12 protein-coding genes are annotated in these 15,381 nt (G+C 38.1%); 2 read left to right on the forward strand and 10 right to left on the reverse strand.

Annotated elements, in window-relative coordinates:
- Positions 1 to 174: 174 nt before the first annotated feature.
- Both GM418_RS22950 and GM418_RS22955 read left to right on the forward strand, forming a co-directional pair.
- A complete protein-coding gene (locus tag GM418_RS22950; RefSeq protein ID WP_158869543.1) occupies positions 175 to 621 on the forward strand; it encodes a DUF1896 domain-containing protein in 447 nt (148 codons plus the stop codon).
- Positions 608 to 6,250, forward strand: coding sequence for a helicase-related protein (locus GM418_RS22955; RefSeq protein WP_158869544.1), 5,643 nt, complete (start codon positions 608 to 610; stop codon positions 6,248 to 6,250). The genes GM418_RS22950 and GM418_RS22955 overlap by 14 nt, the downstream gene beginning before the upstream one ends.
- 105 nt (positions 6,251 to 6,355) lie before the next feature.
- Here the strand turns inward: GM418_RS22955 and GM418_RS22960 are convergent, their stop codons facing one another.
- The 10 genes from GM418_RS22960 to GM418_RS23005 all read right to left on the reverse strand — a co-directional run bounded on the left by GM418_RS22960 (position 6,356) and on the right by GM418_RS23005 (position 15,356).
- Positions 6,356 to 6,670, reverse strand: coding sequence for a helix-turn-helix domain-containing protein (locus GM418_RS22960; RefSeq protein ID WP_158869545.1), 315 nt, complete (start codon positions 6,668 to 6,670; stop codon positions 6,356 to 6,358).
- 173 nt (positions 6,671 to 6,843) lie between these two features.
- Positions 6,844 to 7,674 (reverse strand): RteC domain-containing protein, encoded by an 831-nt coding sequence (locus tag GM418_RS22965; RefSeq protein WP_158869546.1) that lies wholly within the window; start codon positions 7,672 to 7,674, stop codon positions 6,844 to 6,846.
- A gap of 292 nt (positions 7,675 to 7,966) precedes the next feature.
- Positions 7,967 to 8,641: a methyltransferase family protein gene (locus GM418_RS22970; protein ID WP_158869547.1), complete on the reverse strand. Its 675-nt coding sequence runs from the start codon at positions 8,639 to 8,641 to the stop codon at positions 7,967 to 7,969.
- 363 nt (positions 8,642 to 9,004) lie between these two features.
- A complete protein-coding gene (locus GM418_RS22975) occupies positions 9,005 to 9,580 on the reverse strand; it encodes a TetR/AcrR family transcriptional regulator (protein WP_158869548.1) in 576 nt (191 codons plus the stop codon).
- An 81-nt stretch (positions 9,581 to 9,661) separates the two neighbouring features.
- Positions 9,662 to 10,144, reverse strand: coding sequence for a GtrA family protein (locus tag GM418_RS22980; protein ID WP_158869549.1), 483 nt, complete (start codon positions 10,142 to 10,144; stop codon positions 9,662 to 9,664).
- A 172-nt stretch (positions 10,145 to 10,316) separates the two neighbouring features.
- Positions 10,317 to 11,000 carry a glycosyltransferase family 2 protein gene (locus GM418_RS22985; RefSeq protein WP_158869550.1) on the reverse strand — a complete coding sequence of 228 codons (684 nt, stop codon included), beginning with the start codon at positions 10,998 to 11,000 and terminating at the stop codon, positions 10,317 to 10,319.
- Positions 11,001 to 11,174: 174 nt separating this feature from the next.
- Positions 11,175 to 12,086, reverse strand: a complete 912-nt coding sequence (locus tag GM418_RS22990) for a patatin-like phospholipase family protein (protein WP_158869551.1) — start codon at positions 12,084 to 12,086, stop codon at positions 11,175 to 11,177.
- A 32-nt stretch (positions 12,087 to 12,118) separates the two neighbouring features.
- Positions 12,119 to 13,537, reverse strand: a complete 1,419-nt coding sequence (locus GM418_RS22995; RefSeq protein ID WP_158869552.1) for a radical SAM/SPASM domain-containing protein — start codon at positions 13,535 to 13,537, stop codon at positions 12,119 to 12,121.
- 19 nt (positions 13,538 to 13,556) lie between these two features.
- Positions 13,557 to 14,363 carry a 1-acyl-sn-glycerol-3-phosphate acyltransferase gene (gene glsA, locus GM418_RS23000; protein ID WP_158869553.1) on the reverse strand — a complete coding sequence of 269 codons (807 nt, stop codon included), beginning with the start codon at positions 14,361 to 14,363 and terminating at the stop codon, positions 13,557 to 13,559.
- Positions 14,364 to 14,393: 30 nt separating this feature from the next.
- Positions 14,394 to 15,356, reverse strand: coding sequence for a 3-oxoacyl-ACP synthase III family protein (locus tag GM418_RS23005; protein ID WP_217447571.1), 963 nt, complete (start codon positions 15,354 to 15,356; stop codon positions 14,394 to 14,396).
- Between the last annotated feature and the right edge of the window lie 25 nt (positions 15,357 to 15,381).

A 15,381-nucleotide genomic window follows, 5' to 3' on the forward strand; every position in this document is an offset into this window, starting at 1 on the left:
CCGGGAATGGTTATATTTACCACTGAATATACCGCTGCTTTCTTCAATAGGCATAACTTTTCTTTGTTTATTGCTTGTCGGTGACGGATATTTTAGTGGTACGCTCCGGGTGGGAACCCGGGGCGTTTTTGCCTGATAAACCTTCCCTTTTTCAACCACTAAATATCCGTTATCATGAGAAATACAAAAGATAAAACCGGGCAGGAATTGTCCTATTACAGGTTCTCCCTCCTTTCTTACCTGAAAGAGAACCACCCCAAACGCACCGGAAACGCAGCTTTTATAAAAGAACGTGCTGATGCCGCTGCAGAAACTTACAGCAATGCTGTTAAAAACGGTCAGACGCACATTGAAGCCGAAGAACTGGCTTCTGAAGTACTTTACCAGGGACTGCATTTTTCCGCTTACAACACCCTTGTTCACATTCTTTGGAACGAGTTTTCAGCAGAAATACCTGAAGAAAGGGCAAAGGAGATTGCCCTTCAAATCTTACCTCTATGCAGTGAAGTGCTGGACAAATACGCCCTTACGGATGATTTTGCCAGTACTTCGCAATACGATGAATTATATACCGAACTGACGGGAACCGTCGAAATACTGCTCGAAGATGGCTTACAATAAAAAGGCGCACCTGCGGGCAAATATCGATGCGATAAAAACGGCGTTTGCCCTTGAACGGGAGAACCGTTGGGCAACAGCCGGGGAAAGGGAAATACTCGCCCGGTATTCCGGATTTGGTGCTATTAAGGAAATCCTCGACCCTCTGCCAACTAATGGTTCAGCAAATCCCCTGATAAATGAGCTGCATGATGTTTTACGCGAAAATACCCGCGATGAAAAAGAATACAAACGCTTTTTCGACGGACTGAAAAATTCTATCCTGACGGCATTTTACACACCACCGGAAGTAGTAAATGCGCTGGCAGGGGCGCTTATTGACAACGGAATCAAATCATCCCGTCTGCTTGACCCGAGCGCAGGAACGGGTGTATTTACCCAGGCTTTTAAACAGCTTTCTCCCGACATGGAAGTAACCTGTTTTGAGAAAGACCCGATTACCGGAATGATACTCAAACACCTTCACCCTGAAGATAAGGTAAGAGTAGAGGGTTTTGAAAATATTGAAAAGAAATATGCCGATTATTACGATGTGGCAGCAAGTAATATCCCGTTCGGGGATGTAGCGGTCTTCGACCCGGCTTTATTCTCCGACGGTGACCCGACAAAAAAGATTGCCTCACGTTCCATCCACAATTATTTTTTCCTGAAATCGGTGGATATGGTACGACCGGGAGGCCTAATAGCTTTTATTACTTCGCAGGGAGTACTGAATGCCCCGGCAAACCGCCCGGTGCGGGAATACCTGATGTTCCGTTGCGAGCCTGTTTCAGTTATCCGACTTCCAAATAATCTGTTTACTGAATTTGCTGGTACCGAAGTTGGCAGTGACCTGATAGTCCTTCAAAAACGGGAACAAAAAGACCTGTCCGTTTCTACCCCCATAAAACAGGCATTTATTGAATCACGCACCTTGTCCAATGGGATAACGGTCAACAACAGTTTTAAAACCTTCGCCAGGGTGGTACACACCGATGCCAAAGTTGATACCGACCCATACGGCAAATCGGCAATGGTGTTCACCCATAAAGACGGCATTGAAGGAATTGCCAAAGACCTGCGGCAAATGCTGAAAGAAGATTTCTCCCAACATTTGGACTTGCAGCATTATCAATCCCATGCCCAGGACACACCGGAAGAACAGGCAGCGGCCACCGTAAAAATCAAACCGGCGCTTGAATCAAATTTCAATGAACTCGATCCATTTTGGCAAGCTATCGAGGATAATTGGTTCCCCAACGATAATCAAACCGGAGCGGTAAAACCTACGATAGAAAATAAACCCGAACCACCTAAACAACAACCGATACATTCAGAGCAGGGTACGATTTTCAATGTGAACAATAGGGTCATTCAGAAAGAACCGACTAACGGGGCGAAATCCCGGCAAGCTGTTACGCAGGAACCGTTAATCAGTTTGTACGATTTGTTTGGCATTTCAGAAGAAGAGAGAAACGGGCAGAAACGTTCCAACCGGAGAAGGAACCAACAGCCCCAAAAACAGGAGCAGCAGGAAATTCCTTTCATGGAATGGCGCGAGCGGTTGCATTACGAAGGAATGCAAAAGAGGAGGCAACAGGAGAAAGAATCTCATAAAAACAGGAACGTACACGCGGTAAATGGTTCAAGAAAAGAAGAACAGGCGAAAAGTTTAGAAAGAGAACCGGAGCAGCGCAAACGTGAGGATGAGATGAAACCCGTACCGTTCAAAACTGAGTTGTTACCTCATTACCGGGAAGGTTCGCTGGTGTCCGACCAGTCCAACCGTATCGGTTATTTAAGAGATATTGAAGGTTTGCAACCCATGCTCTACTCTTTGGATATAAACAACACCCAAAAGCAAAAAGTATCTCTATACATCGAAATACGGGACACTTATCACCATCTGTACCGCAACGAAGCCGAACGGCTGGAAGCCAATCCCGCCCTTCGCGAAATGCTGAACCGCCTGTACGATAATTTTTCCTTTCGGTTTGGGTTACTCAACGACAAGAAAAACCTCGACCTGATTAAGATGGATGCACGGGGGACTGAGATTTTATCGTTGGAACGTTACATTGACGGGAAAGCGGTAAAAGCCGATATTTTCAACCGTCCAGTTGTATTCAATCCAAACGAACCTACCTCCGTTGATACACCATATGACGCGCTGGCCGCTTCGCTTAACAAATATGCCGGGGTAAACCTGGGCCATATGGCATCATTGACCGGAAACACCGCCGATGACCTGAAAGAAGAACTGAAAGGGACAATTTATTTCAATCCCATGACTGGCGGGTACGAGGTGGCTGATAAATTTATCTCGGGCAATGTTATTTCAAAAGCCGAAGAAGTGGAACATTTCCTGGAACACAATCCCGGACACCGTGAGGCGGAAGAATCGTTACATGCATTACGAGAAGCTATACCAAAACCCATTGCCTTCGACGACCTTGATTTTAATTTTGGTGAACGCTGGATTCCGACAGGAGTTTATAACAAATATGCTTCACACCTTTTTGATACAGAAGTGAACATCCACTACGCTTCCAGCCGTGATGAGTTCAGCGTTCAATCCGACTATTCGAATGCAAAGATTTCTGACCAGTATGCAGTGAAGTCACAAAGCCGCACTTTCAACGGGCTTGCCCTGATGAAACACGCTTTGCAGAACACTTCACCAAATATTACCAAAACAATCCTGGTGGACGGAGAGGAAGTAAAAGTGCGCGACGGGGAAGCCATCCAGCTTGCCAATACCCGTATCGATGAGATGCGTAATGGTTTTTCCGACTGGCTCCGTGAACAGTCGCCGGAGTTCAAAGACCGGCTGGCCGGTTTGTACAACCGTACCTTCAACTGTTTTGTCCGCCCGGCCTATGACGGTTCGCACCAGAGTTTTCCGGGACTTGACCTGAAAGGACTTGGTATTGACGCCCTCTACCGAAGCCAGAAAGATGCTATCTGGATGGACAAACTCAACGGAGGCGGAATTTGCGACCACGAGGTAGGTGGTGGGAAAACGCTCATCATGTGTTGCGGTGCTTATGAGAAGAAACGCCTGAGATTGGTCAACAAACCAATGATTACCGGTTTGAAAGCCAATATTCATGAGATTGCCAAAACATTCTGTACGGCCTATCCCAATGCCCGTGTGCTGTATCCGGGCAAGGAGGATTTTACACCCAAAAACAGGCAACGGATTTTCAACGAGATAAAAAATAACGATTGGGATGCTGTAATCCTTACACATGAACAGTTTGGTATGATTCCCCAGTCACCGGAGGTACAGCGCTATATTTTGCAGGCGGAACTTGACAGCGTGGAGGAAAACCTCGAAGTCCTCAAACGGCAGGGCAAAGAAGTCTCGCGTGCTATGCTGAAAGGTTGTGTGAAACGTAAACTAAACCTGGAAGCCAAGCTCAAACAGGTTACTTTCAACATTGAAAACCGGAAGGACGATGCAGTGGATTTTCGACTAATGGGAATAGACCATTTGTATGTGGATGAATCGCATAAATTCAAGAACCTGACTTTTAATACCCGACATGACCGGGTAGCCGGGCTGGGAAATCCTGAAGGCAGCCAGCGGGCATTGAATATGCTCTTTGCGATTCGTACCATACAGGAGCGCAATGGAAAGGATCTGGGGGCAACCTTTCTTTCAGGAACCACCATCTCGAATTCGTTAACGGAATTGTACCTGTTGTTTAAGTATCTCCGTCCAAAGGAACTGGAACGGCAAAACATTAAAACATTCGATGCCTGGGCAGCTATTTTTGCAAAGAAAAGCATCGACTACGAATTTTCGGTAACCAATGAGATCGTACAAAAAGAACGTTTCCGTTATTTTATTAAGGTGCCGGAACTGGCGCAGTTCTATGCCGAGATTACGGACTACCGTACCGCTGCCGATATTGGTATTGACCGTCCGAAGAAAAACGAAATCCTGCACAACATTCCACCGACACCGGACCAGCTTGGTTTTATAAACCGCCTGGTTCAATTTGCAAAAACCGGTGATGCGACATTGTTGTTCCGCTCCCCCCTGAACGAGCGGGAAGAAAAAGCAAAAATGCTGATTGCAACGGATTATGCCCGGAAAATGTCACTGGATATGCGTATGGTCGATTCCCGCTTTGAAGACCATATCGACAACAAAGCAAGTCATTGTGCCCGTATGATTAATGGCTACTACAGGAAGTACAACGGGCATAAAGGGACACAGTTTGTATTCAGTGACCTGGGGACCTATAAACCGGGAGAATGGAATGCTTACAGCGAAATTAAGCGCAAACTGGTGGAAAACCACAACATTCCGGCACACGAAATCCGTTTCATACAGGAAGCAAAAACAGAAAAAGCCCGGAAAATGATGATAGCTGATATGAACAACGGGAGAATCCGGGTGATGTTTGGCTCCACTGAAATGCTGGGAACAGGCGTAAACGCCCAGAAACGTGCAGTAGCTGTTCATCATTTGGACTGTCCATGGCGTCCGTCGGATTTGGAACAACGAGATGGAAGGGCAGTAAGGAGGGGCAATGAAATAGCCAAAACAGTTGCAGGGAACCAAGTGGATGTTATTCTTTACGCTGTGGAAAAATCATTGGATGCCTATAAATTTGGCTTGCTACATAACAAACAACTTTTTATCCGCCAGTTAAAAAACAACAACCTTGGATGTCGAACCATTGATGAAGGGGCAATGGACGAAAAAAGCGGCATGAACTTTTCTGAGTATGTGGCTATCTTATCGGGTAATACGGAATTGCTTGAAAAAGCAAGGCTGGAAAAGAAAATTGCAGCACTGGAAAGCGAACGCCATGCATTTATCAGGGGAAAGTCATCGAGCCGGTACAAGCTGGAGAATATTACACAAACGGTCGAACGCTATAAAGAGCTTATTGAGCGTATCTCCAAAGACGAGGAGAACTTCAAATCCCGCGTCCAAACCAACGAAGACGGTTCCTACCGTAACCCGATACAGTTGGACGGCGTTACAGGCAGCGACTTTAAACTAATCGGGAAAAAGCTGAATGAAATTGCAGGTACTGCCAAAACGCATGGTACACATGAGACAATTGGAAGTTTGTACGGATTCACTCTTTATGTAAAAAGTGAAACCACGAATAAAGATGGTCTCGATTTCATACAAAACCGTTTTTCTGTTCGTGGCGATGGAGAAATATTTTATCAATACAACAACGGGCAGATGGCCGTTGACCCAAAGCTTGCTTCACAAAATTTTCTTCATGCTTTAGTGGAAAATATGCCACGGCTGTTAGAACGTTATAAAACGGATAACGAAAAACTATTAAAGGATATTCCTGTGCTCAAAGAAGTGGTGGAAAGTACCTGGCGAAGGGAACCTGAATTGGTTGAATTAAAATCGGAACTGGCAAAGCTGGAACGGCAAATTCAGCAGTCGTTAAAGTCAACTGGTGAAACAGAAAGACAGATTTCTGCTCCGGTTAATGGAGCTGTAAGCAAGATACCTCCATCCGAAAAGTATAAACAGGAAGAGTCACCTAAAATACCGGAACGGCTACGGAAAATTGCTGAAGCTTCAGACGGAAGAATTATTATTGCTGGTATTGGTCATTCTGCAAAACAGGATAATCCCATCGTTTCTAAAAGTTTGAAAGTATAGTATACAACGAAAAGAGCCGGTACTCTATAACCGATACCGGCACTTTTCTTTTAACTTCCCAATCTGCACCGTTTAACAACGAAGCGGGTAAAGCAAAAAAAACACTCATTTTTTATCTTTCCGGTTACGCCGTGTATGAAAACGGCTAAAATGAGTTTCAATGAATTTCATGACATCTGATTCTTTATAGAAAGTTTTATGATATATCATTTGAAAGGGCAGTTCGCCTGATGAACGGTAACGCTGTAATGTTCGTTTGCTGACATTAAGCATCCGGCATACATCGTAATTATCCAGCAATTTTTCGCCATCAAATAAAGGAACTTCTTCCTCTGGGTCGCCCAGCTTGTCAACAACGTCATCCAGCTTTGAATTTAAACGCTGCATCCAGCTGTCAAAATATTCCTTCTCTATAAACATAACGGTAACTCATTGAATTACGGCAAAGTTATATGCTGTTAGCATGGATGATTAGGAAGTCGGTATCACTTTTTTTTGAAATAATTTCCGACAACTTGATATTCAATGACTTTCACGGAGTATTTAAAGGAAACAGCCATGAAAAAAATAGAAGGATACTCGGTATTGATTGTCTATTTCTTTCTTCCCATACGCCGGAGTAGGGCAGCTTTTAGCTTATCCAAAAAGGGAGTAGGAATATTCCGGGTTTTCATTTCGCTAAAGGCACGAGAGAGATTTTTATCAAGTTGAATATTAAAAACGTTTTGGATATAATCAGAAAGTTGTGTTAGTGGCACATTTCCGAAGGTACTGTCACTGTCCCAGGAATAGAGCTGTTCCATTAATTCTGTTTTAGTCCCTCGCCACGTTAGTTTAATTAAAGGAAATCCTGAAGGGAGAATCGTTAGTCCATTGGTATCCAATTGTTCTAGCTCTTGCATCAAGTAAGCTAAAAGCATATCATTGGATAATATTTTAGCAACTTTAAAGTCGCAATTCGTCGAAAATTTTGGATCGAGTTCGTAGTAAAATGTTTCGAGATATTGTTCTGTGTCCGTCTTCCCTCTTAAAAAATACAAGGAATCTAGATGAGTAGCACCTGAACGATAATACCGGATAAAATCCAAGCGTTTAAGATTATATTTGTTTATCTCATTCAATTCTTCGCTTAAATACTCCTTTTGTTTGTCTGTCCCTGCAGGACGGTTCATTTCAATGTTGTACAGCTTTCTGTAATAAATTAACCGATAACAGAATTTAGGTTTGATTTCTTTGAAAAAAGAGATTTCTTCCTCTTCATTTTTAAATTGATAGGATAGAATAAAAGTCTTTAGCTGATCAAACGCTTCGGCAAGCACATGAGAGGCTTCTAATGATTTCTTCAGAACATTGAAACCTGATGATTCAATTCGGTTAATAGCTTCATCGGTTTCCTTGCGTAGTTTGGAGATGTATTCAAGCATGCTTTATATATTAAATAAATCAGTAAACTAGTGAGATTATTAGTAATTCATAATTCATTCTCTGCTAGTTGCATTTTTGTTTTTCTAAATGACTAGCGTCTTTTATTTTGTTAATTTTAAAAAAAAAAATATAACTCTTCTTCAAGTTTTTTTTAATACAATATTTAGGCTAAAGCCATTCATGAAAAATGATAATATTATTAACTCTAAATATATTTCGACATCTTATTGACTATCTATTGCTTTAGTTATTTGTATCTTGGATTAAACGCAGATGAATTAAAAATTATCTTTAATTGAGAAACTGCATTTTTTCCAAGAACTTCAATAAACCATACAAGGTGATTATTATCGCTGCACTTATAATAGTATTTGCACTTCCAATTTGCCCATTACAGAAAAGTAAAACATCAATCACCGAAAAATAAAGAAACCACGAATTATACTCTTTTTTCAGAGCCCATTTCCAATTAAAGTGAAATCCTTTAAAAGCAGTATCAATAAGGCTGAGATCTGGGAGTAGCATACTTACTTCTGATTTATATTTTTTGTATTCTTCACCATATTTTTCCAATAACATATTTTCTTCAGCCTTAATAATTGCTAAGTATAAGAGTAAGAATACTGGAAATATTATTAGAACAAAAAACATCGAGTTGGCAAATATTCCAAAACCTAATAGCAATAGCAGATTTCCTAAATACATTGGATTTCTGCATAAAGAATATATGCCATTGGGAACATGAATTGTAGCGTAAATCTTCCTTTGAGAATTTCCCTTGATAACATACTCGAGCCCAATAGTAATGCTCCTTATTAAAACTCCAGCAATAATAAGAGCTCCACCAATTAAGAATGACCATTCCCATGGGAAAATGGTAGAAGACGGTAAAAAAAGTCCGGCATGAAGAATTGGAAATATAATTTGCCGGTAACGAAGAATCCAGTTTCCAAACTTTATAAACATAACCGTTGACTGTAACAAAAATACATTTGGATGATATTGTTATATTGAAATCTCTTTAAATATTCCCTGATTGTCTCTTAAAAGGATTATGTTCGGTGGAGTGATTAAGCAATCTGTTTTATTTAATCTATAACTATTAACAGATACACCTATGATAAACTGACAAATACTGAAATACACAATTTTATTCATAACTCTGCATTTATTTTCATCGTTCAATGATTGCTATAATCATGTTAAACAATAGCATATTAATTGAAAAAAATAACAAAACAATACACACTGTCTGACTAATATTGTTTTATGGTCAATATATGAAAATATTTAAACATTTAGTCATATTTTGCAATTTTTATTAAGTAGTTAAGATTTTAATCCCTTTACAAGAAATTCTGCAAGTTCTTTGATTGTATGAATGTACTCAGAATATTTATTTTGCAGAAATAACGGTACTTCCATGCTATTAACCAGCATTAATAGCATATTTACTGTTGAGTCAATATTATTAAATTGCAATACACCCTCTTCCTCACCTTTTTTGAGCATCTGATAAAAGTTATTTCTCTCAAATGCGGCAAAGTCTTCCCTCACTTCCTCCACAAAATGATATTTTTCAAAAAAATCGGCTTTCAAAGTTTCATGGTAATTTACAGATTCATGCAATAACTCAAGCCTTTTAAAAAAGTAGTTACTAAGAACTGTTAAAGCATCTTCATCAGAATTAACAACTTTCTGTAACTCAGATTTTACCGTACTAAGCTCCTGCTTTAATACTTCGTTAAATAATTCTTCCTTGCTATTATAGTGATAATATAAAACTCCCTTTGCTTTATGGATGTGTTTTGCAATCTCATCCATCGTTGTTTTATAAAACCCAAATTTCGAAAAATACTGAGTGGCAGCACTTATTATTATCGATTTGATTTCTGGTTTTGCCATGTTGACTATATTTCACAAATGGTCAAAAATAATATAATTAAAGGCAATAAGCAACATTTATATACTCCTTACCCTGAAAGTCTAGAAAATTACTCCATTCCATCCCTTTACTCTTTTTTGAACCCATTGGTACCCTTGAGGTAAAAGCTGCTTGAATCCAACACTTCTGAAAACAATCTTTTCCGCGAATAAAAAATTTAAAGAACCTGAAAGTGCTCCCGCTACCAGGTTACAAATTATGACATCCCATCCAAAGATTTTTTCGAAACCAAGAAGTAAACCCATTCTTACTATAAATCCAAAGGTTAGGAAGAAGTTATATTGAAGGAATTGTGAGATAAATGATTTGTGTTCATTACCCCTTGATATTTTCTTATTCCAAATCCAGTAATAAGAAATTATAAATTTCAAAAGTAATTCTACTTCAAACGCAATAGTTGGGGCAATTATATAATTTCCAATGTAGTTATGAAAAATGAAATTTGATAGAACCCATAAAACTATTGTTTCAACAGCTGTCCCCAATATTCCATTTAATGCAAATTTCAGATATCTATTTCCCATTAATAATCAAATCAATTTTCAGTTTAATCCTTCTTACTTTCTTTTAAATGATATCTGATTTGCTAATTTTTCTTCTTAAACTAAAAAGATCATAAATAAATATTATATGATATCAATTGTGATAAGATCATAAGCAAACCAGTAGCTATCCTTATTATTATCAGGTCTCTGGTCAAATGATTTTTTTAAAAAATGTTTTCGCAACTAAATTGTAATTTTCCAGTGCAGTAACAGCAATTTGATGTCCCTCCTTGATGAATTCTTCCATCGCTTTAGAAGAAGAAGTTTTACCAAATTTTGTGGGATGTATTAAACCTGGAAGCATAACATATTTGACCTTTTTACCTTCTGATTGAAAGTAAAGATTAATTAAAGTCTCAACACCAAATCTTGTTTCTTTCATCTTTTCCACAATTGGTAAGATATCTTTTCTTAACAGACACCGTTGACCGGTAAATGATTTAAAAGGATTTACCCTATAATTAATTAATGTCTCTGTAGGCTGGCCCAGCACCATATCAGCTTCTTTGTTTTTTATGGGTGTAATTAATTTTAAAAAATGTCCTTCCTGAAGGTTTGACAAATCGGCATCAATAAATACAACGATATCTCCACCTGCATGTTGAAGAGCCGTTGCCATGGCATACCCTTTCCCCATGTTTTCTTCCAATACTATATGCTGAAAACTGTAATATTTACTCATCCTTTTCAGAATAACATCTGTATTATCGGTTGAACCATCACTAACAATAAAAACCTCATCGAAAAAATAGTCAGCAACGGTAGCAACTACTTTTTCAATTGTTTTCTCCTCGTTATAAGCACATACAATTGCTGTTATCTCTATATCGTTCATATTAATGTTGTTTTTAGTTAATAATTTATTTTGGCATTTCCTGTAAAAACATTGCAAATCTTAAATGATTTATAACTTATTTCTACCCTGCACCCATTGACAGCTTCCAATAACTTGAATAATGTGAATTTGTTAGTTATAATATTTTTATATCATGTACCTTTCTTTGTTAAACTAATTTACGTGAATGTCCACATATTGATTAATACTTTTTCGTGCTTCCATTCTACCCAATTCAATTAGCTGCTCAGCTTTATGAAAATCGAAAGTTTTGGCAGATGATGCCGGAATATTTATCAGAATATCTGGTTTATTTACCATGAGTGAAAGCTCAGATATTCTTTCAAGCATCACTGAAGTCGTGAAATGAACCAGAGTATAGTACCCCTGACTTTGTTTATTTCCACCGGGGATAAATTCGATGATCTTTTTAACTATATCATTTATAGTAGATGGCAACAAAGAACCGTATATAAATGCTTTATTTTCAGACAATTCACTATTGTTGCCTTTCCCATTTCTCGTTATTTTCACATTATTCCCATCATATAAATTTACGGCCACAAGAATGTCGTTTTCAGTACGGGTAATACAACCAACCGGCACAGGATTAAGTAACCCTCCATCAACAAGAATCCTGTCTTCTTGGGGAACAGGCGTAATAATTGTTGGAATAGATATAGATGCCCTGGCAGCTTCATAGAAACTGCCAGTTGTGAATACTACTTCTTTTCTATTGATTATATCAGTAGCAACTGCTGAATAAGGAATGTTCATTTCCTCTATTGCCTTATCCGGAATAAAAGCATTCATCCTTTTGAAAACTTTTTCAGCTCTTAAAAGTCCGTTCGTACTTAGAGTAAAATCCATTAGATTGTAAACATCTTTTTTTCTCAAAGCGCTTACCCATTCTGTAAACTCCGGCAGTTTCCCCATTGCGTAAAAACCACCAATTAATGAACCAATAGAGGTCCCGCTTACTGATGTGATGTTAAATTCTTGTTTCTCCAGCTCTTCAATTACACCTATATGCGCTAAACCTCTGGCGCCCCCACTGCCCAAAACCAGTGCTACATTTTTTCTCATTTTATTGTATATTCTTAATTTATTTTATACACTCAAAGATTAATATGTTCAGCTTTTATCTCCCTGCGAGATAGCTCTTCCAATTCCAGGTCATAGTCTTCCATTTGTTGATAGTAACTTTCGTCAATTAAAGCTTCCTCCGCTTGTAGATTTTCGGGTTTTGACTCTTCTGTAAAAATGTTTTCCCTGAAATTCCGGTAATGATCCCGAATAGAACATGGCATTAAGTAATTGTAATCCTGCGAATTAAAATATTCTGTTTGCCATTTTTTGCCACGCTTCATTAATAAGGACTTAGTGGCATCTACCAGGCTTTTACCTTCACGGTATAAATCAATTATATTATCCTCATAATAAGGGACAAAAACACAAGGCATAATATTGCCGTTCCAATCTATATATAAGTATCCCCCCATTCTACCGTAAGCAATACATCCATTGGTAAGTAAAGCACTGTTCCAGAAATCGGCAACAGGATATCTTTTTTCTTCCAGTAGTCTTTCCCAGGCTTTGTATAATTGTATTCTCTTTTTAGGCTCAACCATTAGGTCAAAAGTTTCTTTCCCCCGTCCAATAGGCATAAATTGAAATTGAAACATATATGTTGCTCCTTGTTCTTCGAAGTAATAATCATAAAAATCATCTTTGAGTAACGTGTCGCAGTTTTTTCGAGTTGCTGTTACTGATATCCCGAATGGTACACCGGCATTGCGAAGATTTTCGAAAGTCTTAAGAATTCGCTTATGAACACCGTTGCCTCTCCTTTCATCTGTTTCCATTTCAAATCCTTCAACGGAAATAGCGGGAGTAACATTTCCAAGTTCGGCTAACTTCTGTGCCACTTCCTCTGTTATCAACGTTCCGTTGGTATAAACAAGGAAAAATATATCATTATATTTTTTGAAAACATCTATCAATGTTTTTCCTTCGCTTTTATAAAGAAAGGGTTCACCTCCGCTTATAACAACAAACCTCCTCCCAAATACATAATACACTTCACCAATTATTCTATCCACTATGGAATAAGGAAGGGTTGGAACTGTGGTCTGGTCGCTTGAAGCATAACATCCGGTACAATGCAGATTGCACCGTTGGGTAGGCGACAGAGTAATAAATCCGGGAGGATAATCACCATATTGTGATTTAAATTGCTCACTTCTTTCACTCGGCTTGTTGATTTTATTAAATGTACTATCGCTAACTACTATTTTGATAATTTTTTCAATACTCTTTTTTGAATAATTATGCTTATCTAAATTTTTTACCACTGTGTTTAGTACGCTTGAATAATATAAATAACGAAAATGATTTGTTTGCGAAGGTTGACTATCATTTCCAGAGAGTCTGTTGTACATAAATTTGTCAAACTTTTTGGCAGTTAAATGTCTTGATGCTTTTTGGTTTAAAATGAGATTTAAAGCCTCGCCAAATAAAAATTCGGTTGTTTTCATGATTTTAAATTTTAAATTATTAATATTTCATAGAATAAACTTCTGAACGGATCTTTTGTGCCCATTCCCAATGAGTTAAGGATTTATCGAAGTCATTATGATGAATAACTTTCCCTATTTTCACATGTACGGATTCTCCTTTTTTTCTAAAAAGTTCCCGGGGAAGTAAAATCAACTCGATATTTAATTTTACCCTAAATAATTTTCTGAAAATATAAATGGTATAAAATAGGTTAGAGTTCTTTCCGTAAATTCGGATGGGAACAATATCTCTTTCGTGTTCAATTGACTTAGCTATAAAACTTTTGTGCCAAAATTCATCCTGTATCCTAAATTTCGAAACACGGGAAACCATTCCAAATGGGAAATGGGTAATTGGCACGTCTGATGAAAATACCTTGTTTAATTCAATTAAATGCTTTTTTTTATTTTTCCCAAATACGTTAACCTCCGATACAAGTGGTTTCAGGTTTGGAACATACATAAATGCATCATTCCCGATAGCCTTTAGTCGACCATATTTTGAACCCACAATAAAAGTAAGGACCAGCCCGTCTAAAAGTCCAAACGGATGATTAGCTATAAAAAAGCATTTTCCATTTTCAGGTAAATTCTCAAAGCCCACAAATTCAGCTTTAATTTCAAACTCCTCTACTATCTTACCCACGAAATCAATCCCTTTAAATGCTGAATATTTATCAAGAATTTCATTAATCTCATCTTGCTTAATTATATTTGAAATCCAGCCTATTACAAAATCAGGTAATTTTTTCAGGAATTTTGAATTGCTACTTTTTATAATTAATGCGATATCGATATGGTCCATTTCTATTTCTTTTGATAGATACAATCAATATTAAATCTTTAGTAATAAAGCTCCACTTGAGTATCCTCCACCAAAAACGGTTACTCCAATCAAATCTCCTTTGGAAAATTTATTGGAATTCTCAGATAAAGCAATAGGTGTACTTGCACAACCTGTATTCCCTAGTTTGTCAAGGTTTATAATCATTTTATCTTTACTCAGTTTTAAAATCTTTCTTATGTTTTCCAGGATTCGGATATTTGCCTGGTGTGCAACCAGATAATTTAGGTCGTCGATTCCCATATTGTTTTTGATTAGGATTTCTAATAATATATTGACCATATGGGCAATTGCGTTAATAAAAACATCTTTACCTATAGGCATTTTTAACCCTCCATTTAGTGGTCTTAAATGAACGGCTTCAGATGCTTGTCCAATGTTCCCTAGTCCTTTAGTGATTACATCAATGATTTTAATATCATTTGGTGTAACCCTTTCTTTTGAAATGAAAATGGCAGCGGCGCCATCTCCCCATAAATGACCAGATTGAATATCACTTACTTTGCTATAAGCCGTATTATGTTCAGATGCAATAATCAGTACCTTTTTGGCTTTTTCCATCGAAAAATAGCCTTGGGCAATTTCAACAGCGTTCACAAAAGAAGAACATGCCGATGTAACTGTAACTGCTTTTGCATTTTTTATATTAAAATGATTTTGTATTGAGTGTGCCAGGCTAACAACAGTATCAAAAGGAGTATATGTCGCGCCGATGATTAGGTCTATCTCTGAAATATTGTAGGGAAGCAATGGGATAGATTCTCTTACAACTTTTAACGCCATTGTTTCGGTATTTTCTCCCAACGTGGCCTTTCTCCTTTCCTTTATTCCGGTTCTTTTTGTAATCCACTCATTATCAAGTCCGTTCTTTTCTTTGAAATAACTGTTAAGGATGACCAACTCTGGGACATAATGATTGATTAAATTGATGTACATATTTATTCTATTTGACATTTATTGTTTTTTGGTCAATTTGTAG

The sequence above is a fragment of the Maribellus comscasis genome (assembly GCF_009762775.1).
Taxonomy (GTDB): domain Bacteria; phylum Bacteroidota; class Bacteroidia; order Bacteroidales; family Prolixibacteraceae; genus Draconibacterium; species Draconibacterium comscasis.

Coding starts and splice junctions, on each gene's coding strand:
- GM418_RS22970 (WP_158869547.1), bottom strand. CDS start 8,641: ATGTTTATAAAGTTTGGAAACTGGATTCTTCGTTACCGGCAAATTATA.
- GM418_RS22975 (WP_158869548.1), bottom strand. CDS start 9,580: ATGGCAAAACCAGAAATCAAATCGATAATAATAAGTGCTGCCACTCAG.
- GM418_RS22995 (WP_158869552.1), bottom strand. CDS start 13,537: ATGAAAACAACCGAATTTTTATTTGGCGAGGCTTTAAATCTCATTTTA.
- GM418_RS23005 (WP_217447571.1), bottom strand. CDS start 15,356: ATGTCAAATAGAATAAATATGTACATCAATTTAATCAATCATTATGTC.
- glsA (WP_158869553.1), bottom strand. CDS start 14,363: ATGGACCATATCGATATCGCATTAATTATAAAAAGTAGCAATTCAAAA.
- GM418_RS22990 (WP_158869551.1), bottom strand. CDS start 12,086: ATGAGAAAAAATGTAGCACTGGTTTTGGGCAGTGGGGGCGCCAGAGGT.
- GM418_RS22950 (WP_158869543.1), top strand. CDS start 175: ATGAGAAATACAAAAGATAAAACCGGGCAGGAATTGTCCTATTACAGG.
- GM418_RS22980 (WP_158869549.1), bottom strand. CDS start 10,144: ATGGGAAATAGATATCTGAAATTTGCATTAAATGGAATATTGGGGACA.
- GM418_RS22985 (WP_158869550.1), bottom strand. CDS start 11,000: ATGAACGATATAGAGATAACAGCAATTGTATGTGCTTATAACGAGGAG.
- GM418_RS22955 (WP_158869544.1), top strand. CDS start 608: ATGGCTTACAATAAAAAGGCGCACCTGCGGGCAAATATCGATGCGATA.
- GM418_RS22965 (WP_158869546.1), bottom strand. CDS start 7,674: ATGCTTGAATACATCTCCAAACTACGCAAGGAAACCGATGAAGCTATT.
- GM418_RS22960 (WP_158869545.1), bottom strand. CDS start 6,670: ATGTTTATAGAGAAGGAATATTTTGACAGCTGGATGCAGCGTTTAAAT.